The sequence below is a fragment of the Streptomyces sp. NPDC006335 genome (assembly GCF_040612795.1).
Taxonomy (GTDB): Bacteria; Actinomycetota; Actinomycetes; order Streptomycetales; family Streptomycetaceae; genus Streptomyces.
The window spans coordinates 80504-103312 of the sequence record NZ_JBEXQX010000010.1 but is presented as its reverse complement, the minus strand read 5'-3'; the positions used below and the strand labels follow the sequence as shown (position 1 = coordinate 103312).

The window sequence follows — 22809 nt, the reverse complement described above, 5'->3', positions numbered from 1 at the left end:
GGGCGGAGAACGACTTTTGGCGCCCCCGTTGCACAACTCGCCCGCCCGTGGCCCGCCGGTGTTCCCCCGTGGCTCGCCCGACCTCGCATGATGGCTGAGGGGGCGGCCAGCCGTTATCGTGGCTCCCCGTCAAGCGGCTGCCCCGGGTGTTTTGTCCGGCGACCGCCCTCGCCGCGTGCGAGGTTGCGACGACCGCCCGACGGGCCGGGCCGGCACGGTCGCAGTGGGCCCCGCGGCGCTTCGGAAAGGTACTTCAGTGAACGACTCCGCCTCCCCTCAGACGGGCCGTCAGCCGTTTCTCGACGACACGGTGATCTGCCTGGCCGCGCCGTCGTTCGCGATGTCCCGCGAGGACGGACAGCTGCGGGGAACCGGGGTCGACGGCTTCTACGACCAGGACCGCAGGCTGCTGCACACGCTCAGGCTGCTCGTCGACGGCCAGGAGCCGGAGCATGTCGCCCACCGTCCCGAGGGCTCCCGGGAAGCGCTGTTCAGGGCGGTGTGCCGGTCGTCCGAGGACCCGACGTCCGCTCCCTGGCTGCTGGTCGCGCGAGAGCGGGCCGTACGGCGTCCGGACCGGGGGGAGTCGGGCGACACCGTGCTGGTGCAGAACGTCGGCGGTCGGACGGCCCGGTTCACCGTCTCGGTGGTGGCCGCCACCGACCTCGCCGACGTCGCCACGATCAAGGCGGGCCTGCCGGTCGACGACCTCCCGTGCGAGCAGGTGGAGGGGGTCGTCCCGGCGGTGCGGTGGCACAGCCCGCACGACAAGAGCGAGGTCGTGCTGCGGATCGAGCCCGTGCGGCCGGCCGGGGGCGGGACCCCGCCGCGGATCACGCCGGTCGACGGCCGCCCCGGCCAGGTGGAGTTCCGCTGGGAGCTGCTGCTGGAGCCGGACGAGGAGTGGTCCGTACACCTGCTCGTGCACGGCAAGACCACGACCGTCGCGGGCTATCCGGTGCCGCCGCGGCAGGGCGCCCCGTGGCAGCGGGCCGAGGTGTCCGGGCACGCGCGCATGGCCGCGCTGCTGGAGCGGGCCCTGTCCGACCTGGAGGCGTTGCGGCTCGCCGAGCGCAACAGTTCCGCCGAGGAGCGCGAGGACCAGTTCGTGGCCGCCGGATGCCCCTGGTTCCTGGGGCTGTTCGGCCGCGACAGCATCTGGGCGGCCCGCATGATGCTCCCGTTCGGGACCGGGCTGGCCCGGGGCACGCTCTGGGCCCTGGCCAGGCGGCAGGGCACCCGCCACGACGCGTTCACGGAGGAGGCCCCGGGCCGGATCCTGCACGAGCTGCGGCCCGCCGAGACGCGGCACGGCGACGGCATGGTGCTGCCCGCCCGCTACTACGCCTCGGTGGACGCCACCCCCCTGTTCGTGGTGCTCCTGCACGAGGCGTGGAAGTGGGGCCTCGCCGAGGAGGACGTCAGGGCGCTGCTGCCGCACGCGACGGCCGCCATGGGCTGGGTCGAGCAGGCGATGGACGGCAACGACCTGATCAGCTACGGCAAGGGCCGCGCCGACGGGCTGCTGCACCAGGGGTGGAAGGACTCGCCCGACGCGATCCGGGACGCGCAGGGCAGGCGAGTCGACCCGCCCATCGCCCTGTGCGAGGTCCAGGGATACGCGTACCGGGCCGCCACGGGCTACGCCGAACTCCTCACCGCGCTCGCCGGGGAGCCGGAGGAGGCCGCACGCTGGCGGGCACGGGCCGAGCGGCTGCGCGCCGCCTTCCACCGGTTCTTCTGGGTCGACGGCCAGGACGGCAGGCGCTATCCGGCCATCGCCGTCGACGGGAGCGGGCACCCGGTCACCGGCCCGGCCTCCAACATGGGGCACCTGCTGAACTCCGGCATCCTCCAGGACGACAAGGAACACCGGTGGGTCGCCGAGACCCTCATGTCCGACGAACTGCGCACCCCGTGGGGCATCCGCACCCGTTCCGCGCACCTGGCCGGTTTCAACCCGTTCAGCTATCACGGCGGTTCGGTCTGGGCCCACGACTCCGCCATCGCCGTGCACGGCCTCGCCACCACCGGTTTCGTCGAGGAGGCGGCGACCCTGCTGGGCGGCATGCTCGACGCGGCCGCGCACTTCGACTACCGGCTGCCCGAGCTGTACGCGGCCTATCCCTCGTCCCGGTTCGGGCAGCCGGCGCCGTATCCCCCCTCGTGCAGGCCGCAGGCCTGGGCGGCGGCGTCCGCGGCGCTGCTCTGCTCCGCGATGCTGCGACCGGAAGTCGATGTTCCCGGCCGACGGCTGGCGCTACGGCCGATCGCGCCCTCACTCATGGGACTGAATTCCCCCTACTCTGTTCGGGGATTGAGGCTCGGCGAACACTCCTTCGACGTGCGCGTGGACATCGACGGCGGCACGGACGTGCTGGGTGTCGACGGCGAGGAGTGGCGTATCGAGGCATCCGGGTTCCGCACGACCTGACGCAGAACGGTCCCCGACGAGAGGGAGATACGTGATAGGCGGTGGGCCAACCGAAACGCGGCGCTCCATAGCTCTCGTGCACTGGGCCTTTCCGCCTACGGTCGGAGGCGTCGAGTCACATCTGGCCGACTACGCCGCCCTGTTGGCGCGCCGGGGCTACCGGGTGACCCTGCTCACCGGCGAGACACGGCCCCAGCCGGTCGACCAGGTCGACATCCTCACCCACCCCCTGCTGCGGCTGACCGAGTACCAGCGCACCGCCCCGAACGGGGGGCGCAGGCGGCTGACGCCCCTGGAACAGCGGCAGGCGTCCGACCTGCTGGAGTGGCTCACGCGGACCGTGGACAGCCGGGGCGTACAACTCGTGCACGGACACAACCTGCACCACTTCTCGCCGGTCCCGGCACTGGCGCTGACCCGGCTCCGGGAGCGCACCGGTACGCCGTTGCTGCACACCTACCACAGCATCTGGCCCGAGGACCCGTGGACGGCCCGGTTCTGCCGGTCGTGGGACGGCCATTACGTGGTGTCGGACTACCTTGCGTTCGCCTGCCGCACGCATCTGGGCATCCGGGCCCGGCGCACCTACCTGGGGATCGCCACCAGCCGGTTCCGCGATCTGCCGCCGGCCCGCGCCAACGGCGCCGGCACGGTGCTGCTGCCCGCCCGCCTCATCCCGGACAAGGGCGCCGAGCTGGCCGTCCGCATGGTCGGCAGGCTCCGCCGGACGGGCCTGCCCGTGCGCCTCGTGCTGACCAGCCCGCACGAGGTCGTCGACTGGCACGAGGAACAGCAGGGGTTCCTGCTGCGGCTCAACCGGCTCATCGACGACCTGAACCTGCGCTCCCATGTGGATCTGGTCCCCACCCCCAAGGAGCTCATGCCACGGCTGTACGCCCAGTCCCACGTGGTCGTGTACCCCTCCGACTACCCGGAGCCGCTCGGCCTTGCCCCGCTGGAGGCCATGTCCGCCGGGCGGCCCGTCGTCGTCACCGCGACCGGTGGTCTGCCGGAGGCCGTCGTCCACGGCGGGACGGGGTACGTCGTGACGCCGGGCGACCTCGATCAGCTCGGTGAACGGGTGCGCAGTCTGATCCTCGACCCGGAGCTCTCCAGCAGGCTGGGACAGCAGGGGCGCCGACACGTGGAGCGCCAGTTCAACCTGCACACCTACGTCGACAAGATGTCCGCGCAGTACTCGGCCTTCGTGGAGGACCGCGTCGAGGGACTGCCCCGGAGCGGGTAGACGCGTCCTGGTCGGGCCCCTGTGCGAGACCGTCTCCGGCGAGGAGGCCCGCTGCACCTGCACCCGCACCCTGAGGGTCACCGACACGAACTTCCCGCCGAGCGCGGCCCGTTCGAGGTCACGCGCTGATCTGCACGGGCCCGTGTGGGGCTCGCTCGCGGCCTGTTTACGCGTTACCGCCAATAACCGCACGCCCGCTTTGGCGGTCCGCTGCCCTGCGCCACCCACCGGGACGCGGCTAACGTCCCGGCATGAGGCGACGCAAGCGCACCGGAACGAGCCGCGCCATGTCCTTACGGCGGGTGCGGGACAGGACGATCCAGCGCCGGGGCGACCTCCGGCCGGACGGTTGGCGCAGACGTTTCGGGCGCCGGGCGGAGCAGGCCCGGCCCTGGCTCCAGTTCCTCGCGGACCTCGCCACGCTGCTCGCGCGGGTGGTGCGATAGAGGGTTCGGGGTGCTGGTTCGGAGTGCCGGTTGGGACGCCTGCCCCGGGACGCCGTGTCCGTGACGGACATCCTCCGTCCGGGCCGTCACGATGGGGTGGACGGGGCTGGACCAGCGCGCGGAGGGCCGTATGTCAGGAACCGGGTCGGCGGGCGGCTACTCCGCCACGCCCCTCGCCAGGAAGCTCGGCATCAAGGCGGGGCACCGGGTGCGGCTCGACGGCGCCCCCGAGGGGTGGGACATCCCCGGTCTGCCCGACGACTGCGAGGTCACCGCAGGCGGCCCGCGCGGCGCGGACGTCGCCGTGGCCTTCCACCGCGAGTACGCGCGGCTCGCCGCCGAGGCGGGTGACCTGGTGGCCGGACTCGCGGACGACGCCGCCCTGTGGATCGCCTGGCCGCGCAGGGCCGCCGGACACGTCAGCGACATCACCGAGAACGCCCTGCGGGAGGTCTTCCTGCCGCTCGGCGTCGTCGACGTGAAGGTCGCGTCGCTGGGGGAGGACTGGTCGGGCCTGAAGTTCGTACGACGGAAGGAGAACCGGCGAGGCTGAGGCTGACACAGGGGGCACACCTCTGCCGGAGAACCGCCCCGCCACACCTCCTCATACCGGAGAAGTCCTTGCCGTGAACGGCTAGCATCGCGCCGGTTGCTGCCCATCGGGACGACCGGCACCAGGGGACGTAGGGCACGCAGCGGACGCAGGGCATGCCGGGCACGCAGGGGACGAGGTGAGGACATGGGCGCGCCGAGGATCGCCGTGGCCGTCGTGACGATGGGGAACCGGCCCGACGAGGTCGACGCCCTGCTGCGGTCCGTGGCCGAGCAGGACATCGCCCCGGCCCGGATCGTGATCGTGGGCAACGGCTGCCGGCTGCCCGAGTTCGCCGAGCGGCTCTCCCTGCCCGGCGAGGTCACCACCCTCGACGTCGAGGAGAACCTCGGCTGCCCCGGCGGGCGGAACGTGGCGCTGGCCCGGCTGCGGGACTTCGGCGACGTGGACGTCGTAGTGGAACTGGACGACGACGGCCTGCTCGTGGACGCCGATGTGCTGCGCCGCGTTCAGGAGTTGTTCGCGGCGGACGAGCGGCTCGGCATCGTCGGCTTCCGTATCGCCGACGAGAGCGGCGAGACCCAGCAGCGGCACGTGCCCCGTGTCGGCGCCTCCGACCCGATGCGCGGAGGTTACGTCACCGGGTTCCTGGGCGGCGGGCACGCCTTCCGCATGGCCATGCTCGCCGAGACCGGGGACTGGCCCGCCGAGTTCTTCTTCGCCCACGAGGAGATCGACCTGGCCTGGCGGGCCGCCGACCGTGGCTGGCGCATCCTGTACGCGCCCGAACTGCTGCTCCGGCACCCGCGCACCTCACCGGCCCGGCACGCCATCTACTACCGGGTCAACGCCCGCAACCGCGTCTGGCTGGTCCGCCGCCGGCTGCCCCTGCCGCTCATCCCCGTGCACCTCGGCGTGTGGACGGCGCTCACCCTGCTGCGGATCCGTTCGTCGAGCGGACTGCGCGCCTGGTTCGGCGGGTTCGTCGAGGGCCTGCGGGAACCGGCCGGTGAACGGCGGGCGATGCGGTGGCGAACGGTGTGGCACCTCACCCGACTGGGACGCCCGCCCGTGATCTGAGGGCCCCCGGCCTCGAGGACAGGACGAGGATCCCGGTCGTTCACCTCCGCCGACCGGGACCCTCTCGCGTCCCACGGATCCGGCCACGACGGCGACACTCCCCCGAGTTGCGCGTCGTACGCGCGCGCCCTCGGGCCAGATCCGATGTTGTGATCACATCAGGTTGCGCCAACAAATCGCTAACATGTGGCCAACGCATCTACGTTTTGACGTCCGCCGGTTGGCGTGAAGTAGACGGCGGTGATGGGGGACCGACGGTGTACAGCCGCGGGACGACAGCGGATTCCGGCAGCGGCCGGCGTCGGACGGCTGGCGGGAAACCGCCGTGAAGAGGGCGGGTTTCCGCCAGAAGTGGGCGGCGTGATGAGGCGCGGATCGCAGTCGGGGCTGCGGTTCGGACTGCTCGGGCCACCGATCCTGTACGACGGCCACGACGGCGCAGTGCGGATGGTCGGCAGCCGCAAGCAGCGGATCCTGCTGGCCGCGCTGCTCCTCGAAGCCGGCCGCGTCGTCTCCACCAAGTCCCTCAAGGAGGCGCTGTGGGGGAGCACCCCGCCCGCCTCGGCGAAGGCCTCGCTCCACAACCACGTCTCCCGGCTGCGACGGCTGCTCGACGACCCCGAACGGCTTCAGGCGGTGGCCCCCGGCTATCTGCTGCGCGTCGCGCCGGGTGAACTCGACGTCCAGGTCTTCGAGAGCCACGCCGCCCGCGCTCGGCGCGCGCACACCGACGGGAACTGGGCCGAGACCGTCCAGGCCTGCGCGGCTGCGCTCGCGCTGTGGCGGGGCGCACCACTGAGCGGGGTCCCCTCCGAACTCGCCGGATACGCCCTGGTCCAGCGCCTGGAGGAGGCCCGGCTGCTCCTCCTGGAGTGGCACTACGACGCCGAGCTGGCCCTCGCCGACACCCGGCCGGGCGCCCTCGTCCCCGAACTCTCCGCGCTGGCCGCCGAGCACCCGCTGCGCGAGTCCTACCACCGCCAGCTGATGCTCGCCCTCCACCGCACCGGCCGCCAGGCCGAGGCCCTCGCCGTCCACCGCGACCTGCGCACCCGCCTGGTCGAGGAGCTCGGCGTGGAACCGGGTCCGGCGGTCCGCGAGGCACATGTGGAGGTGCTGCGCGGGGGAGGCGGCGGCGGGCGGGCCGACACCGGGTCCGACCAGCCGGCGTCCGACCGTCGTCGGCACCTCCGGCCGGGTTCCGCGGTGGAAGGCGAGCCCGGCCGGAGCGGCGAGGCGGACCGGGCGGCCACCACCGGCCGCCAGGGAAGGGCCGTTGACTTCGGTGAGGCACGCCAGGGGCACCGGCCGACCTCTCCCGGTGCGCTTCCCCCGGGCGCTACGCGCGGAGACGCGGCACTCGCCGACCCCCCGCCGCCCCCCACCGACCAAGCGCACCCGTCATCCCCCACCGACCAAGCGCACCCGTCATCCCCTACCGACCAAGCCCACCCGTCACCCGCCGCCGACCCGCTGCCCCCCGCACCCAAAACCCCCCTTCTCCCCGTCCCCCTGCCCCGCCCCGCCCAACTCCCTCCGCCCCCCGGCCACTTCACCGGCCGTCTCAGCACCCGCGCCGACCTCCGCCGTGCCCTGACCCCCGACGGTGGCCCGGCCGTCGGTGTCGTCAGTGGCATGGCCGGCGTCGGCAAGAGCGCGCTCGCCCTGTATGTCGCCCATGAGCTGCGGGAACGTTTCCCTGACGGTCAGCTCTACGTCAATCTCCAGGGCGCCACCCCGGGCATGACCCCCCTCACCCCGGCCCAGGCCCTCACCGCCCTGCTCCGCGACCTCGGCGCCGACCCGCGCAGCATCCCCGAACACCCGGACGCGGCAGCCGCGTTGCTGCGCTCGCTGCTCGCGCCCACCCGTACGCTCATGGTGCTGGACGATGCCGCGAGCGCCGCTCAGGTACGGCCGCTGCTGCCGGCCGGCGGCGGCTGCGCGGTGATCGTCACCAGCCGTTCCCCGCTGACCGCCCTCGACGACGCCCACCGCTTCCCGCTCGCCCCGCTCTCGGCCGAGGAGAGCGCGGAGTTGCTGCGCGCGGTGTCGGGCCGGGACGGCAGGAACACCCCCGCCACCCCGGGCACCCCCGCCACCCCGGGCACCCCCGCCACCCCGGGCACCCCCGGCACCGAGGGCGCCGACCCCGCTGACGGCAGCACCGCCTCCGCCTCCGCCTACGACGCCGCGTCCACCCCCGATACCGCCGCCCCCATCGACGCCACACACCCCCTCATAGAGCTCACCGGCCGCCTCCCGCTGGCCCTGCGCGTCGTGGCCGCCCGTCTGGCCGCCCGGCACGCCCTCACCCCCGATGTCCTGGCCGACCAACTGGCCGCCACCGAGGACCGGTTGCGGCACCTGGAGTACGACGACCTCTCCGTCCGCCGCTCCCTGGCCGTCGCCCACGACGCCCTCGCCGCCTCCGGCCGCCGCTCCGACCGCGACGCCGCGCTCACCCTGTGCCGTATCGGCGCCCTCGACCTGCCCACCTACGGCGTCCCGCTCGTCGCCCGCCTGCTCGGCACCGACGGCACCGACGAGACCCGCGCCGAGGACGCCCTCGACCGCCTGGTCGACGTGGCCCTGCTGGAGGAGAAGGCGTACGGCCGCTACGCCCCGCACGGCCTGGTCCGCGACTTCGCGAGGGAACTCGCGGGCACCGGCCACGCCCCCGACATCGCCCGCACCGCCCTGCGCTGGTACGCGGCCGTCGCCGAACGCGCCCTTGCCGCGATCCTCGAACCGGGCCTCGACCTGGAGGACCGCCGCCGCCCCACCGCCGCGCAGCCGCCGGAGCACGCGACGCACGTGCTGGCCATCCCGCCGTTCCCCTCCTCGGAGAAGGCCTTCGCCTGGGCCGAGTCGGAGCTGGAGAACATCGTCGCCCTGACCGAACGGCACACGGACACCCCCGACGAACGCACCGCCGCCCATGTCTCCACCCTGCTGCGGCTGCTCTCGCCCTTCCTCCAGCGCAGCGGCCGGGTCGCCGAGACGGAGATCCTCTGCCGGGCCGCGCTCACGGTGGCGCGGCGGCTCGGCGACGAGGAGGCCGAGGCGTGCGCCCTGGGCGACCTGGCCGGGCTGCACTTCCTCACCGGCCGGCACAGCGAGGCGCTGGCCCTCAACGACCGGGCCCTGGCGATCTGGCGGCGCCTCGGCAGGGACTCCTGGACGCGCCGCTGCCTCAACAACCGGGGTCTGCTGCTCGAAGGCCTGGGCCGGTACGCCGAGGCGGGCGAGGCACTGCGGCAGAGCCTCGCCTACGCGCGGCGGCTGAACGACCCCTTCGGCGAGGCCGTCACCCACAGCAACCTGGGCAACCTGTACGAGCACACCGACCCGCGCGCCGCCATCGAGCAGCACCGCCGCTCGCTGGCGATCGGCGAGGAGACCGGCAGCGCGGTCGTCCGGCACTCGGCGCACTGCAACATCGGTCACGCCCATCTCACCCTCGGCGAACCGGCCGCCGCGGTGGCGCACTTCGAGGAGAGCCTGCGCATCCTGGGCAGCCCCGGCGACTGGCACGGCGAGTCGCAGACCCGCCTCGGCCTGGTCCGCGCCCTGCGCCTGATCGGCCACGGCGAACGCGCCGCCGCCGAGTGCGCGGAACTGCTGCGCCGCGCGGACGCCCGCGCCGACCGCTACACCGGAGCCCTCGCCCGCCACCAGCACGGGCTCCTGCTGTGCGAGCGGGGCAGGACCGAGGAGGCGTACGAGCAGTGGCGGGCCGCTCTCGACGCGCTGGACGGCACGGACGAGAAGGCGGTGCTTCAGGAGCTCATCGCCCTGCTCGACGACTCCGGTTTACGGTGATCACTTCGCGTCCGCGTAGCACTCCACCACAGCCGTCGTGAACGGGAACCGCACCGGCGTCTCGCCGAACGTCAGCCGCCCGGCCAGGTCCGACGCCTCCCGGATCGCCGCCACGACCGCCTCGGCCTCCTCCTTCGGACAGTGCACGATCACCTCGTCGTGCTGGAAGAAGACCAGTTCGGCCGCCATCCCCGCACAGGCCTGCCGCAGTGCGGCGAGCAGCAGCAGCGCCCAGTCGGCGGCGCTGCCCTGCACCACGAAGTTGCGGGCGAACCGGCCCCGGGCACGGGTGTTGGTCGAGGCGTACCCGGGCACCCAGCCGTCCTCGCCGGAAGCGGACTGCCCGGCCGGCTCGTCCTGGGGTATGCCCGCCTCCTCCGCGTCACCCGCGCCGGCCGCCGGCGGGCATGTCCGCCCCAGCCAGGTCCGCACCAGCCGGCCCTCCTCGCCCGCGCGGGCCGCGTCGTCGACGTAGGCCACCGCTTTGGGGAAACGGCGTCTGAGCGCGGCGAGGTTCTTCAGGCCGTCGCCCGAGGTCTGGCCGTAGACCGCGCCGAGCACGGCGAGCTTGGCCTGGTCGCGGTCGCCGGAGAAGGCCCGGTCGGACACGGACTGGTAGAGGTCGCTCTCCCGGCCCGCCACCTCCATGAGCCCCGGGTCACGGGAGATGGCGGCCAGGACGCGCGGCTCCATCTGGTCGGCGTCGGCGACGACGAGCCGCCAGCCGGGGTCGGCGACCACCGCACGCCGGATCACCTTGGGGATCTGAAGGCCGCCGCCGCCATTGGTGACCCATCTGCCCGTGACGGTCCCGCCCGCGAGGAACTCGGGCCGGAACCGCCCGTCCCGCACCCAGTCCTGGAGCCAGGACCAGCCGTGGGCGACCCAGATGCGGTACAGCTTCTTGTACTCGATCAGCGGTTTCACGGCCGGGTGGTCGAGGGACTGGATCTCCCACCGCCGGGTCGACTTCACCTTGATGCCGGCCTGCGCGAACGCCTTGATGACATCGGCCGGCAGATCGGGCCGCACCCGGCGTCCGAAGGCGGCGGACACCTCGTCGGCGAGCTCGGCGAGTCTGCGCGGCTCACCGCCGCCGGCGTACCGCTCGCCGAGCAGTTCGTGCAGCACCCGGCGGTGGGTCTCGGCGCTCCACGGCAGCCCGGCGCGGTTCATCTCGGCGGCCACCAGCATCCCCGCCGACTCGGCGGCGGTCAGCAGCCGCATCCGGTCGGGGTGCGCGGTGGCGTCGTGCCGCCGCTGCTGGTCGGCGTAGACCGCGACGAGATCGGTCAGCGGCACATGGACGCTCTGCGGCTCGAACAGGGGTGACTGCGAGCCCGGTTCGGCGGCTCGCTGGGGCGGGTCCGGGGGTACGGGGCCGCCGCGCAGGCGGGCCAGGGCGGCGACGGCCGAACGCGGCTCCCCGTGCCGCCCCTCGTGACCGAGCAGGAGGGTCTCGGCGTCCTCGATGTCGTAGCACCGCTCCACCCGCACCCCCGCGGTGAGCAGACGCGGATAGACCTCGGCGGTGGACCGCCACACCCACCGCGCCACCTGCGGCCGCCCCCGTACGGCCTCGACCAGGTCCTGCTCCCAGCGCACCGGCCCGACGGGCAGCCCGTCGGCGCCGAGGGCGGCGACCTCCACACCACCGTCCTCGGCCGGAGCGAGAGCCCACCGGTCGGTCATGTCTGCGAGTCTGCCAGCCGCCTCTGACAACGGACCTTCCGGACATCTCTCAGGGCTGTTCGACCTCCTCGCCCTGCGACTTCGTGTACACCGCCAGCTCCTTGGCGACGGCGTCCTCCACCGGCCCCTTGCCGATACCGAGACCCGACAGGACCCCCGTGCCGTTCTCGAACTCCAGCAGGGCCAGCAGGATGTGTTCGGTGCCGATGTAGTTGTGGCCCAGCCGGAGCGCCTCGCGGAAGGTGAGCTCCAGGACCTTCTTGGCGTCGGAGCCGTACGGGACGAGCTCGGGGACTTCCTCGGCGGCCGGCGGGAGCGCGTCGGTCGCCGCCTGGCGGACGGCGTCGAGGGTGACCCCCTGGGCGACGAGCGCCTTCGCTGCGAGGCCCTCCGGTTCGGCCAGCAGGCCGAGGGCCAGGTGCTCGGGACGGCCCTCGGGGTTGCGGGCGGTGATGGCGGCGTTGTGGGCCGCCATCACCACGTTGCGGGCCCGCGGGGTGTACCGGCTGAAGCCCTGGTCGGCGCTGAGGTCCGCCGACTCCTTCGGCACGAACCGCTTCTGCGCCGCCTGCCGGGTGACGCCCATGCTCCTGCCGATGTCCGTCCAGGAGGCGCCCGAACGCCGGGCCTGGTCCACGAAGTGGCCGATCAGATGGTCGGCCACCTCCCCGAGGTGATCGGCGGCGATCACCGCGTCCTGGAGCTGGTCGAGGGGCTCGGCATGGACCTTCTTGATGGCCGTGATGAGGTCGTCGAGCCGTACGGATGACGTGATGGTGGGGTTCGTCGTCATGCTGTCAACCATAGGTTGACACCCTTGTGCTGTCAACCTGAGGTTGCCTCTTGTTCCACCGCTACTTCGGCGAGGCCGCCAGCCGCACCGCGAGGCCCGTGAACACCGTCCCCGACACGATGTTCATCCACCGGTTCACGCGCGCGCTGCGCCGAAGGACGGTCCCGAGCCGCCCGGAGAGCAGCCCCACCCCGCCGTCCCACAGGAACCCCATGACCACGAGCGTGATCCCGAGCAGCAGCAGCTGCCCCGGCACGTGTCCGAGCGACGGGTTCACGAACTGGGGCAGGAACGCCACGTTGAAGAGGATCACCTTGGGGTTGAGCAGATTGGTGACGGCGCCCTGCCAGAAGGCCCGCCGCATCCCCGTCCCACCGGCGGTGTCCCCGCTCTCACCCGGAACCGACCGGTCCCGGAACGCCTTCACCGCCAGGTACAGCAGGTAGGCCGCTCCCACCCAGCGCAGCACGTGGTAGAGCGTGGGCAGCGTGTTGAACAGCGCCGACAGCCCGAGCGCCGCCGCGACCGTGTGCACGAGCATGGCGCAGGCCACGCCGAACGCCGCCATCACCCCGGCGGCGGGCCCGCCCCGGCCGCCCATCGCCACGATGAACATCATGTCGGGGCCGGGAGTGACACAGAGCGCGAAGGCGGCGACGAGAAACGCCGCGTACAGAGACATGTCCACCATGCGGCCATGCTCGAAGCGGCACGCGCGCGTGGGCGACCGATTTTCGGGGAGTGAGACGATCGCCCCGTGAGCAGGAGCGAGAGCAGCGGCACGAGCAGGCACAGGAGCAGCGGCGCGGGCGCCCACAACAGCGGCGGCCCGGGCGCCGACAAGACCAGGGACACGAACGGCGACCCGACCGCCACCGTCGACCGCGCCTTCCGCACCGCCCTCTACGCCGACGACGACACCGCCCTGGACACCGGTGCCTCCCTGCTCGCCGCCGACCCCGCCACGGACGCCGAACTGGCCCGGCGCGGGGCCGAGTTCGTGGCGCAGGCCTGGCGGCGCGGCTGGCAGCCCGCCGATGTCGTACGGATCGTGCGACGGGACCTGGACGACACCCATGTGCGGCTCGCCACGGCCCTGATCCGCGCGCAGGCCCCCGACGACCGCCCGCGCGGCCCCCGCTGGACCGCGCAGCTGGCCCAGTTGGAGGAGCCCGGCGACGACACCCCCCGCCCCGACCGCTTCACGCACGCCACCGCCGTACTGGAGCTGTACCGACTGCTGCTGCGCCTGCCCGCGCTGGAGCCGCTGGAGGAACCCCGGCGGGAGCACAACGGGGAGTCCAAGTCGGACGCCCGCACGCTCGGCCGGATCCGCGCCCTGCTCGCCAAGGCGGAGGCGACCGGCTTCCCGGAGGAGGCCGAGGCGCTCACCGCGAAGGCGCAGGAGCTGATGGCCCGGCACAGTGTTGACGAGGCGCTGCTCGACGCCCGGGCGCCCGCGAAGGACACCCCCGGCGCCTGCCGGATCGGGGTCGAGCCGCCGTACGAGCAGGCCAAGGCGGTGCTCCTCGACGCGGTGGCCACGGCCAACCACTGCCGCGCGGTGTGGAACGAACCGTTCGCCTTCTCCACGGTCGTCGGCTTCGAGGGCGACCTGGCGGCGGTCGAGCTGCTGTACACCTCGCTGCTCGTGCAGGCGCAGTCCGCGATGGCGAAGGCGGAGGCGGCCCAGCGGGCGGGCGGCCGCAAGCGCACCAAGACGTTCCGGCAGTCGTTCCTCGCGGCCTACGCCCACCGCCTCGGCGACCGCCTGCGCGCCGCCGCCGAGGCCCCGGTGACCGACGACCTGCTGCCGGTCCTCGCCTCCCGCGAGGTCGCCGTCACCGACCGCATGGAACGGATGTTCCCGCGGACCACCACGACCCGGCTGCGCGGTGTCAGCGACGAGGCGGGCTGGACCGAGGGCGCCCGGGCGGCCGACCGCGCGCAGGTCGGCAACCGGCCCCGGCTCAGTCGCCGGCCTGAGTGAAGGCGCCGACGGAGGCGGTCGGGTCACCGGCGTTGTCGCCCTTGCCCTGGACGGGCCCGTACGACCACTTGAAGCTCTTGCGCGTGTCGGCTCCCGGCAGGCCGATCTCCAGCGTCTGCACGTCGAGGCTCGCCTTGGCGCCGGCCTCGCCGCGCGTGTAGGTGAGGGTGAAGGTGGCGGCCGTGCCCTTGGCCAGGGTCACCTTCGCGGACGCCGCGCCCTTGTCGGGCGAGACGCTCGCCGAGGAGTCCGCGGCCTTCAGGCCGATGCCGGGGAAGCCGTCCAACGTGCACCCGGCGCTCTGGTTGGTGAGCGTGACGGGGATGTTGCCGGTGTCCCCGGCGGCGGGCGCCACGTTGGCGGGGCCGACCTCCACGTCCATGGCGTCGATCCGGCACGTGGTGCCGTTCGCGGAGCTCGCGGTGGCCTTGTCACCACCGGAGCCGTCCGAGCTGCCGGAGCCGTCACTGTCGCCGGAACAGCCGGTCAGGAGCAGGGCGGCGGCGAGGGCGGTGACGGCGAGGGGGGCGGCGCGCATGTGAAGTCCTCTGATGTGAGCGATCCGGTGCATGGATCATCACGCATGCCGGGACGCCACGGTTGCCCGACCCCCATCGACGTCCTGCGCTACGACCCGAGACCCGCCGTGGGCAGCCCGCTCGGCAGCTGACCGCCCTCGGCCCGGGTGTAGGTCTCGGTGCCGGCTCCGCCCGACCACTTCACCTTGAGCCTGGTCCTGCTGACCGACTCGACCGTCCCCTCGGCCCGGTCCTTGCTGCCGTCCGTGCACGTGAGGCGGATCGCCTCGGCGCTCGCGGTACCGCTGCACACCGTGCCGCCGGTGGCGAAGAGCCCGGCCTGGTCGCCGTTGACCAGCAACGCCACCGCCTTGCCGCCGGCGGTGGTCAGCCAGCTCCCCGCGACCTCGCCGGACGCCGCGGACGACGTACCGGAGGCAGAGGCGGAGGGCGACGCCGGGGGCGGCACGGAGGGGCTGGAGCTGGGCGACGTGTCGTCGTCCGAGCCCCCGCCGCCGCACGCGGTCAGGACGAGCACACCCACCAGCCCCGCGGCCGCCAGCCCGGCCCGCCGGGCCGGCACAGTGCGCGAGAAGATCGCCGAAGTCACTGGAAGCTCCCAAGGTGTAGCGGTCGGCCGGACGACCGCAGCAAGCTACCAGCACCACCCGTGAGAGCTACCAGGACGATTTGCGGACACCTGGCAGATATCCCGCGTGCGCCTGCTCGCGCAGCCCCACGCGGGACAGCCCGAAGGCCCGGAAGTAGCCGCGCGGGCGTCCGTCCACCTGGTCCCGGTTGCGCACGCGCGTGGCGCTCGCGTCCCGCGGCTGGCGCCGCAACTCCTCCTGCGCGGCGAGCCGTTCGGCGTCCGTGGACGAGGGCCTGCGGATGATCTCCTTCAGCTCGGCCCGCCGTGCGGCGTACCGCGCGACGATCTCCTGGCGCTTCTCGTTCTTCGCGATCTTGCTCTTCTTGGCCATACCGGTTCTCCCCTCGAATCCTCAGACCCGCACACCGCGCGCGCGGATCCGTGCCACGGCCGCCTCGACGCCGATCGTGTCGACGGTCTTGATGCCCTTGGTGCTCAGTCGCAGCCGCACGTACCGGCCCTCGCTCGGCAGCCAGTAGCGCTTGGACTGGATGTTGGGGTCGAAGCGGCGCGAGGTGCGCCGGTGGGAGTGGGAGATGCGGTTGCCGAAGCCCGGTTGGGCTCCGGTCAGCATGCAGTGGGCGGACACGGGTGACGCACCTCTCTCGGAGCAGTTGTGTAAATGGAATTCATTTTCAGTAAGATAGCAGCATGGCTCGCAACGAACTCCGTCCGGTCATCAAGCTCCGGTCCACCGCCGGGACCGGATTCACCTATGTGACCCGCAAGAACCGCCGCAACGACCCGGACCGTATGACCCTGCGGAAGTACGACCCGGTCGTCGGCCGCCACGTCGACTTCCGAGAGGAGCGCTGACCCGTGCGCGAGGGAATCCACCCGTCCTACGGCCCCGTCGTCTTCCGTGACCGTGCCGCGAACCACGCCTTCCTCACCCGCTCGACCATGACGAGCGAGAAGACGATCGAGTGGGAGGACGGCAACACCTACCCGGTCGTGGACGTCGAGATCTCGAACGTCAGCCACCCCTTCTACACCGGCACCGCCCGCGTCCTGGACACCGCAGGGCGCGTGGAGCGCTTCGAGCGCCGGTACGGAAAGAAGGGCTGATGCTCTCCGTCGTGATCGTCGGCGGGCTGCACGCCGACGCGCGCAGGGCGGCCGTCGGCCAGTTGCTCGCCGACGTGCCGGGCAGTGTCGTCCTCCACCACGACCTGGCGACGGCCGCCGCCGGCACCGTCGTACGGACGATCCGCGACGCCACCGGCGTCCTGTCCGCCGGTGAGGCGCCCCTGGTCAACGACTGCGCCTGCTGCGCGCTCCGGGACGACCTGGTCCCGGAGCTGCGCCGCCTGGACGCGGCCGGGACGCTGCGCCTGGCGGTCGTCGAGCTGTGGGACTCCGTCGAGCCCAAGGCGATGGCCGAGGTGGTCGCGGCCGGCGGCCTCACGGTCACCGGCGTGATCACCGCGGTCGACCCGGCCCTCGTCCTGCCCTACCTCGGCAACGGCGACGACCTGGCCGACGGCGGCCTCGCCGCGGCGGCCACCGACCAGCGCACGGTGGCCGACACCTTCGCCCGCCAGCTCGAGTACGCCCCCGTCCTCGCCGTCCTCGACTCCCCGGAGGCCGACGAGGAGGACCACGAACTCCTCGCCCAGCTCCACCCGACGGCCCGCCGGGTCCCGATCCGGGACGGCGAGCCGACCGACGATGCGGGCACCCGCCATCCGGTACGGCACTCCGCGCACTCGCCCCTGGCCCGCGCCGCCCTCGCCGGGTTCGACGTGGAGTCCGCCGCGGCCGCCCAGCATCCCGCCTGCGCCCTGCTGCCCGCCGAGGCCGACGCGCACGGTGTCGCCACGCTCGTCTGGCACCGCCGGCGGCCCTTCCACCCGGAGCGGCTGTACGAGGCGCTGGAGGACATCACCTGCGCCGCCGCCCGCAGCCGGGGCCGGTTCTGGCTCGCCGACAAGCCCGACGTCCTGCTGCACTGGGACGCGGCCGGTGGCGCCCTGTGCGTGGAGAGCGCGGGTCCGTGGCTGGCCTCGCTGCCCGACGCCGCCTGGGACATGGTCCCGCCGGTGCGCCGGGCGGCCGCCGCGATGGACTGGCACCCCGAGCACGGCGACTGCTGCCAGCACCTCGTCTTCACCTCGCCCGGCCTCGACCGCGACGGGCTCGAACGGCTCCTGGAGTCCTGCCTGCTCACCGACGCCGAGTACGCGGCCGGCCGCGACGCCTGGAAGCGCCTCCCACCCGCCTTCGACACCCTCCTGGAGGTCTGATGCCTCGCAAGCCCGAGCGCAAGCCCGCGAAGAACCGCCCCAACCCGCTGGACGCGGCCAAGATCACCTACATCGACTACAAGGACACCGACCTGCTGCGGAAGTTCATCTCCGACCGCGGCAAGATCCGCAGCCGCCGCGTGACCCGCGTGTCCGCCCAGCAGCAGCGCATGCTCGCCCGCGCCATCAAGAACGCCCGCGAGATGGCACTGCTGCCCTACTCCACCAGGTGAAGGGCTATAGGTAGGAGATTTCCTACGGTTGACGCGTAGGGAATCTCCTACCTATTCTCGGGGCATGGCCATCACCCACGCCTCCTTCGTCACCCTCCCCGTCTCCGACCAGGACCGCGCCCTGCGCTTCTACACCGACGTCCTCGGTCTGACCGTCACCGCCGACCGGCGACTGCCCCAGGGGCGCTGGCTCCAGGTGGCCCCCGAGGGTGCGCAGACCGTCTTCACGCTCTCCGGTCCCGGCATGGGCGGCTTCGAGCCCGGCTCGGCCCGGGGGATCATGTTGGTCACGACCGACGTCGACGCGGACTGTGCGCGGCTCGCGGAGGCCGGGACCCCCGTCCAGGGACCCGACGAGCTCCCGTGGGGCCGCATGGCCTCCTTCACGGACCCCGACGGCAACGGTCTGATGCTGCTGACGGAGGCTCACCCGTAGGAAGGCCCGCATGACCGCACCGGGAGCCGTCGAGGCCACGACCACCGAGGCCGACGCGGACCGCGTCTTCGCCGCCCTCGCCAACGCCGTACGCCGCGAGGTGCTGCGGCTGCTGCGCGACGGCGGCCCTCAGCCCGTCCAGGCCCTGGCCGACCACTTCGACATGCGGCGCCCGAGCCTGTCCGAGCACCTGCGGGTGCTGCGCGAGGCCGGCCTCGTCTCCGAGCAGCGCTCGGGCCGGCAGCGCATCTACCGCCTGGAGGCGGCCCCGCTCGCCGAGGTGCAGGACTGGCTCCATCCGTACGAGCGGTTCTGGCGCGGCCGGTTGCAGGACCTGGGCGCCCTGCTCGACCGCATGCCCGACGGCGACGTGACATGAACGACGTACCCGACGGCGACCCCACGGTCATCCGCGTCGACCAGTTCTTCCCGCACCCGCCCGCCAAGGTCTGGCGCGCCCTCACCGAGCCCGCGCTGCTCGCGCAGTGGCAGATGCGGGGGGCGGAGGCGTTCCGGCTGGAGGTCGGGCACCGGTACACGATGACCTCCGTCCCGCGGCCCAACGCGGACTTCTCGGGCACCGTCGACGTGGAGGTCCTCGCCTTCGAGCCGCAGCGGATGCTCCGTCTGCGGTGGACCGACGCCGACCCGGCCAACTCGGCGGACTGGACCGTGACATGGAAGGTGGAACAGGAAGGGCGCGGGACGCGTCTCTTCCTAGTGCACGAGGGATTCGATCCCGACGACCCCGCTCAGCTCATGGCCCGGACGATCATGGACGGGGGCTGGCGGACGCATGTGATGCGGGCACTGGGGCGCATGATGGAACGCATCTGACGCCCCACACGTCACATCTGTAACCGCGGGAACACCCCTCGTGCACGTGCATCTGCTCATGCATCTGCACGTGAACACAGCTATGATCCGGACTAGTTGACCGCTGCATCACTGGCCACACGGCCACCGCACCACCGGGGAGCGACCTGTGGACCTCGACGTGTACAACGGCATGACGGCCACGGATCTGCGCGGGGTGGCCTGGCAGAAGAGCAGGCACAGCAACTCGCAGGGTTCCTGCGTGGAGTTCGCGCGCCTGCCGGACGGGGGAGTTGCGGTTCGCAATTCCCGCTTCCCGGACGGCCCCGCGCTCGTCTACACGCGCGCGGAGATCGAGGCGATGCTTCTCGGCATCAAGGACGGCGAGTTCGACCACCTGATAGCCGGTTGATCCTCGTCCGCCCTTGAGTGACCCGCGGTAACCGTGGTCGCGCACGCAGTGACGCGCGTAGAACCGCGGCGTCGTAAAACGCCGCGGTGTCTCACTCGGTGGAAGCCGCGGCCGGACCGGCGTGCGGCCGGAGCCGGAACAGCGCCCAGACCACCTTGCCGCCCAGCGTCCCCGCCATCGGATGCCAACCCCAGCTGTCGCTGAAGGAGTCGACGAGGAACAGTCCGCGCCCCGACTCCGCCGAGAAGTCCTCGGAGTCGCGCGCGACCGGACTCTCCTGGCTGGGATCGCGCACCGCGCACACCAGTCGCCCGGTCCACCGCATCAGGTGCAGCCGCACGGGCGGACTGTGCTCGACGGAGTGCGCGCTGTGCGCCGGCATCGCGTGCCGCAGCGCGTTGGTGACCAGTTCGGAGACGACGAGGCAGATGTCGTCGAAGTGGTCGCCCAGCTCCCACTGGTCGAGCGTTCTGCGGGTGAACCTCCGTGCGTCGCCCACCGCTTCGTAGCGTGCGGGCAGGGAACAGGAGGCGGCGTCGGACACGGCCGCGGGATCCAGCGGCGGAAGGCCCTGCCGTAACGGCTCGAGCATGGTCGATCCATTCATCCCCATGCGAGGCACTCCCGGGAACTCGCGGTCGTTGCGATGCAGCGGTTGCGCGGGACCATGGTTTCGGATGAGCGATGCAGATGCAAGGTGCAGATGCACGTGCACGTGACCGAATTAACCATACCCGTACCGCTTGTTGGCCATTTTTTCCGCCATCTTCTCTCCTGCTTCTTGCCTCTTCCTCCCCTCCGGCTGTCTCCGGCCTGTGCGGAATCTTTGGCTTCTTTCCATATCTGTAATCGGACGAGTACTGCTCGGAGTGTTTTAGTGGCAGACTTCGGCCCCTGAAGACGTTGGGGAGGCTGGCGAACGTGAGCGCGGGAGAGCCCGGATCGGTGGTGCGGCGGATGCTGCTCGGCTCGCAACTCAGGCGACTGCGTGAGGCCCGGGGCATCACGCGCGAGGCGGCGGGCTACTCGATCCGCGCGTCCGAGTCGAAGATCAGCCGGATGGAGTTGGGCCGGGTGAGCTTCAAGACGCGTGACGTGGAAGACCTGTTGACGCTGTACGGCATCACGGACGAGCAGGAGCGGGCCTCGCTCCTCTCTCTCGCCCGCGAGGCCAACGTCGCGGGGTGGTGGCACAGTTACTCCGACGTCCTGCCGAGCTGGTTCCCCACCTACGTGGGTCTGGAGGGCGCGGCCTCCCTCATCCGCGTCTACGAGGTCCAGTTCATCCACGGCCTGTTGCAGACCGAGGCGTATGCACGTGCAGTGGTGCGGCGCGGTATGCAGGGCGCGAGCGAGGTGGACGTCGAGAAGCGCGTGGCGCTGCGCCTGGAGCGGCAGAAGTACCTGGCCGACGACGGCGGCCCCGAGTTCCACGTGGTGCTCGACGAGGCGTCCCTGCGCCGCCCGTACGGCGACCGCCAGGTGATGCGCGGACAGCTCCAGCACCTCATCGACGTCTCCGAACGCCCCAACGTACGGCTCCAGGTCATGCCGTTCGGCTTCGGCGGGCACTCCGGCGAGAGCGGCGCCTTCACCATCCTCAGCTTCACCGAGTCCGACCTGACGGACGTCGTCTACCTGGAGCAGCTCACCAGCGCGCTCTACCTGGACAAGCGCGAGGACGTCGCGCAGTACGAGAAGGCGATGAAGGAGCTCCAGCAGGACAGCCCGGGCCCGGACGAGAGCCGGGATCTTCTGCGGGGTCTCCTCCAACTCTCCTAGGGTTCTCCCCAGAAGATTGCTCTGCGTGCCCAACTGGCGTGCCGCGCAAGTACGATGACGTGTGATCAGACCGTGACGTTGATCGTGTGTCTGCTAGTGATTTGGGGATCACATGTCGTCGTACTTCACCGACCTGGCCCAGCAGTACATCGACGGTGAGTGGCGCCCGGGTACCGGCTCCTGGGACATCATCGACTTCAATCCGTACGACGCCGAGAAGCTCGCGTCGATCACGATAGCCACGGTCGACGAGGTCGACGAGGCGTACCGGGCCGCCGCCCGTGCGCAGAAGAAGTGGGCCGAGACCAACCCCTACGCCCGCCGCGCGGTGTTCGAGAAGGCGCTCCGGCTGATCGAGGAGCGCGAGGGGGAGATCGCCGAGGCGATCATCGCGGAGCTCGGCGGCACCCGCCTGAAGGCCGCCTTCGAACTCCACCTCGCCAAGGAGTTCCTGCGCGAGGCCGTCAACCTCTCGCTGCGCCCCGAGGGCCGGATCATCCCCTCCCCTGTGGACGGCAAGGAGAACCGCGTCTACCGCGTGCCGGTCGGTGTCGTCGGTGTGATCAGCCCCTTCAACTTCCCCTTCCTGCTGTCGATCAAGTCGGTCGCCCCGGCGCTCGCGCTCGGCAACGCCGTCGTCCTCAAGCCGCACCAGAACACGCCCATCGTCGGCGGCGCCCTGGTCGGGAAGATCTTCGAGGACGCGGGGCTGCCCGCCGGTCTGCTCAACGTCGTCATCACCGACATCGCCGAGATCGGCGACGCCTTCCTGGAGCACCCGGTCCCGAAGGTCATCTCCTTCACCGGCTCCGACAAGGTCGGCCGCCACGTGGCCACCGTCTGCGCCGCCAACTTCAAGCGCTCGGTCCTCGAACTCGGCGGCAACAGCGCCCTGGTGGTCCTGGACGACGCCGACATCGACTACGCGGTCGACGCCGCCGTCTTCAGCCGGTACGTCCACCAGGGCCAGGTCTGCATGGCCGCCAACCGCGTCCTGGTGGACCGTACGGTCGCCGAGGAGTTCACCGAGAAGTTCGTCGCCAAGGTGAAGACCCTCAAGGCCGGCGACCCGCGCGACCCCGAGACGGTCATCGGCCCGGTGATCAACTCCTCGCAGGCGGACGCCGTTTCGAGCGCTGTCGAGCAGGCGATCGCCGACGGCGCCACCGCGCTGGTCCACGGCACCACGAGGGACAACCTGGTCGAGCCCTCCGTCCTCACGGACCTCCCCGCGAACTCGCCCCTCCTCAAGCAGGAGCTCTTCGGCCCGGTCGCCCTCCTGGTCACCTTCGACGGCGAGGAGGAGGCCGTCCGCCTGGTCAACGACACCCCGTACGGCCTCAGCGGCGCCGTCCACACGGCGAACATCGAGCGCGGTGTCGCCTTCGCCAAGCAGATCGACACCGGCATGTTCCACGTCAACGACGGCACCGTGCACGACGAGCCGATCGTCCCCTTCGGCGGCGAGAAGCACTCCGGCATCGGCCGCCTGAACGGCGACACCATGCTGGACTCCTTCACCACCACCAAGTGGATCTCCGTCCAGCACGGCCGCAGCGCCTTCCCGTTCTGATTCCGGCCGACCAGAGCGCCACGGACCCTTGAGGACTGAACCTGTCCTCAAGGGTCCGTAGCTTTGTGGGTGTCGGGGGGAA

General features: G+C 72.0%; 24 protein-coding genes and 2 pseudogenes. 17 read left to right on the top strand and 9 right to left on the bottom strand.

Going from position 1 to position 22809, the window contains the following annotated elements:
* Window positions 1-256 precede the first annotated feature (256 nt).
* Complete coding sequence (locus ABZ098_RS26715) at window positions 257-2434, top strand: glycogen debranching N-terminal domain-containing protein (protein ID WP_356595231.1); 2178 nt, start codon at window positions 257-259, stop codon at window positions 2432-2434.
* A pseudogene (locus ABZ098_RS26710) lies at window positions 2382-3605 on the top strand (glycosyltransferase family 4 protein); the annotation flags it as partial. The gene ABZ098_RS26715 and the pseudogene ABZ098_RS26710, both read left to right, overlap by 53 nt.
* Here the strand turns inward: ABZ098_RS26710 and ABZ098_RS26705 are convergent.
* Window positions 3605-3682 (bottom strand): annotated as a pseudogene (locus tag ABZ098_RS26705) (hypothetical protein); the annotation flags it as partial. The pseudogenes ABZ098_RS26710 and ABZ098_RS26705 sit on opposite strands and share 1 nt — an antisense overlap.
* Window positions 3683-3931: 249 nt before the next feature.
* On the opposite strand from ABZ098_RS26705, the gene ABZ098_RS26700 reads away from it, so the two are divergent.
* The 4 genes from ABZ098_RS26700 to ABZ098_RS26685 all read left to right on the top strand — a co-directional run bounded on the left by ABZ098_RS26700 (window position 3932) and on the right by ABZ098_RS26685 (window position 9584).
* On the top strand, window positions 3932-4126 hold the full coding sequence (locus tag ABZ098_RS26700) for a hypothetical protein (RefSeq protein WP_356595229.1): 195 nt from the start codon (window positions 3932-3934) through the stop codon (window positions 4124-4126).
* 130 nt (window positions 4127-4256) lie between these two features.
* Window positions 4257-4679 carry a DUF3052 domain-containing protein gene (locus ABZ098_RS26695; protein WP_356595227.1) on the top strand — a complete coding sequence of 141 codons (423 nt, stop codon included), beginning with the start codon at window positions 4257-4259 and terminating at the stop codon, window positions 4677-4679.
* A gap of 186 nt (window positions 4680-4865) precedes the next feature.
* Entirely contained in the window at window positions 4866-5759 is an 894-nt protein-coding gene (locus ABZ098_RS26690; RefSeq protein ID WP_356595225.1) for a glycosyltransferase, read from the top strand.
* A 363-nt stretch (window positions 5760-6122) separates the two neighbouring features.
* Window positions 6123-9584: a BTAD domain-containing putative transcriptional regulator gene (locus ABZ098_RS26685; protein WP_356595223.1), complete on the top strand. Its 3462-nt coding sequence runs from the start codon at window positions 6123-6125 to the stop codon at window positions 9582-9584.
* Here the strand turns inward: ABZ098_RS26685 and ABZ098_RS26680 are convergent, their stop codons facing one another.
* The 3 genes from ABZ098_RS26680 to ABZ098_RS26670 all read right to left on the bottom strand — a co-directional run bounded on the left by ABZ098_RS26680 (window position 9585) and on the right by ABZ098_RS26670 (window position 12760).
* Entirely contained in the window at window positions 9585-11276 is a 1692-nt protein-coding gene (locus tag ABZ098_RS26680; protein WP_356595221.1) for a bifunctional 3'-5' exonuclease/DNA polymerase, read from the bottom strand.
* Between the two features lie 49 nt (window positions 11277-11325).
* Entirely contained in the window at window positions 11326-12069 is a 744-nt protein-coding gene (locus tag ABZ098_RS26675; protein ID WP_356595219.1) for a Clp protease N-terminal domain-containing protein, read from the bottom strand.
* A 61-nt stretch (window positions 12070-12130) separates the two neighbouring features.
* Complete coding sequence (locus ABZ098_RS26670; RefSeq protein WP_356595217.1) at window positions 12131-12760, bottom strand: LysE family translocator; 630 nt, start codon at window positions 12758-12760, stop codon at window positions 12131-12133.
* Between the two features lie 234 nt (window positions 12761-12994).
* On the opposite strand from ABZ098_RS26670, the gene ABZ098_RS26665 reads away from it, so the two are divergent.
* Window positions 12995-14059, top strand: a complete 1065-nt coding sequence (locus ABZ098_RS26665; protein ID WP_356595610.1) for a DUF2786 domain-containing protein — start codon at window positions 12995-12997, stop codon at window positions 14057-14059.
* Here ABZ098_RS26665 and ABZ098_RS26660 read toward each other — a convergent pair.
* From ABZ098_RS26660 to rpmB, 4 genes are all read right to left on the bottom strand, one after another.
* Complete coding sequence (locus ABZ098_RS26660) at window positions 14040-14597, bottom strand: DUF4232 domain-containing protein (protein WP_356595215.1); 558 nt, start codon at window positions 14595-14597, stop codon at window positions 14040-14042. The two genes, ABZ098_RS26665 and ABZ098_RS26660, sit on opposite strands and share 20 nt — an antisense overlap.
* Window positions 14598-14686: 89 nt before the next feature.
* Window positions 14687-15187, bottom strand: a complete 501-nt coding sequence (locus tag ABZ098_RS26655) for a hypothetical protein (protein WP_356595213.1) — start codon at window positions 15185-15187, stop codon at window positions 14687-14689.
* Between the two features lie 67 nt (window positions 15188-15254).
* Entirely contained in the window at window positions 15255-15560 is a 306-nt protein-coding gene (rpsN, locus tag ABZ098_RS26650; RefSeq protein WP_123990817.1) for a 30S ribosomal protein S14, read from the bottom strand.
* A gap of 21 nt (window positions 15561-15581) precedes the next feature.
* A complete protein-coding gene (rpmB, locus tag ABZ098_RS26645) occupies window positions 15582-15818 on the bottom strand; it encodes a 50S ribosomal protein L28 (protein ID WP_055721790.1) in 237 nt (78 codons plus the stop codon).
* Window positions 15819-15880: 62 nt separating this feature from the next.
* Between rpmB and rpmG the strand changes: the two genes are divergently transcribed.
* The 8 genes from rpmG to ABZ098_RS26605 all read left to right on the top strand — a co-directional run bounded on the left by rpmG (window position 15881) and on the right by ABZ098_RS26605 (window position 19372).
* Window positions 15881-16045: a 50S ribosomal protein L33 gene (rpmG, locus tag ABZ098_RS26640; protein WP_019753828.1), complete on the top strand. Its 165-nt coding sequence runs from the start codon at window positions 15881-15883 to the stop codon at window positions 16043-16045.
* 3 nt (window positions 16046-16048) lie between these two features.
* Window positions 16049-16297: a type B 50S ribosomal protein L31 gene (locus ABZ098_RS26635; protein ID WP_356595211.1), complete on the top strand. Its 249-nt coding sequence runs from the start codon at window positions 16049-16051 to the stop codon at window positions 16295-16297.
* On the top strand, window positions 16297-17475 hold the full coding sequence (locus tag ABZ098_RS26630; protein ID WP_356595209.1) for a GTP-binding protein: 1179 nt from the start codon (window positions 16297-16299) through the stop codon (window positions 17473-17475). The genes ABZ098_RS26635 and ABZ098_RS26630 overlap by 1 nt, the downstream gene beginning before the upstream one ends.
* Entirely contained in the window at window positions 17475-17708 is a 234-nt protein-coding gene (gene rpsR, locus ABZ098_RS26625; RefSeq protein WP_356595207.1) for a 30S ribosomal protein S18, read from the top strand. Before ABZ098_RS26630 ends, rpsR begins: the two co-directional genes overlap by 1 nt.
* A 64-nt stretch (window positions 17709-17772) precedes the next feature.
* Complete coding sequence (locus ABZ098_RS26620; protein WP_356595205.1) at window positions 17773-18144, top strand: VOC family protein; 372 nt, start codon at window positions 17773-17775, stop codon at window positions 18142-18144.
* A gap of 10 nt (window positions 18145-18154) precedes the next feature.
* Window positions 18155-18523: a metalloregulator ArsR/SmtB family transcription factor gene (locus ABZ098_RS26615; RefSeq protein ID WP_356595203.1), complete on the top strand. Its 369-nt coding sequence runs from the start codon at window positions 18155-18157 to the stop codon at window positions 18521-18523.
* Entirely contained in the window at window positions 18520-18981 is a 462-nt protein-coding gene (locus ABZ098_RS26610; protein WP_356595201.1) for an SRPBCC domain-containing protein, read from the top strand. Before ABZ098_RS26615 ends, ABZ098_RS26610 begins: the two co-directional genes overlap by 4 nt.
* Window positions 18982-19129: 148 nt before the next feature.
* Window positions 19130-19372 (top strand): DUF397 domain-containing protein, encoded by a 243-nt coding sequence (locus tag ABZ098_RS26605; RefSeq protein ID WP_031042736.1) that lies wholly within the window; start codon window positions 19130-19132, stop codon window positions 19370-19372.
* A gap of 91 nt (window positions 19373-19463) precedes the next feature.
* Here ABZ098_RS26605 and ABZ098_RS26600 read toward each other — a convergent pair whose 3' ends face one another.
* Window positions 19464-19964 carry an ATP-binding protein gene (locus tag ABZ098_RS26600; protein ID WP_356595199.1) on the bottom strand — a complete coding sequence of 167 codons (501 nt, stop codon included), beginning with the start codon at window positions 19962-19964 and terminating at the stop codon, window positions 19464-19466.
* Between the two features lie 365 nt (window positions 19965-20329).
* Between ABZ098_RS26600 and ABZ098_RS26595 the strand changes: the two genes are divergently transcribed.
* Window positions 20330-21154: a helix-turn-helix transcriptional regulator gene (locus ABZ098_RS26595; RefSeq protein ID WP_356595608.1), complete on the top strand. Its 825-nt coding sequence runs from the start codon at window positions 20330-20332 to the stop codon at window positions 21152-21154.
* 112 nt (window positions 21155-21266) lie between these two features.
* Window positions 21267-22727: an aldehyde dehydrogenase family protein gene (locus tag ABZ098_RS26590; RefSeq protein WP_356595197.1), complete on the top strand. Its 1461-nt coding sequence runs from the start codon at window positions 21267-21269 to the stop codon at window positions 22725-22727.
* The last annotated feature ends 82 nt before the right edge of the window (window positions 22728-22809 follow it).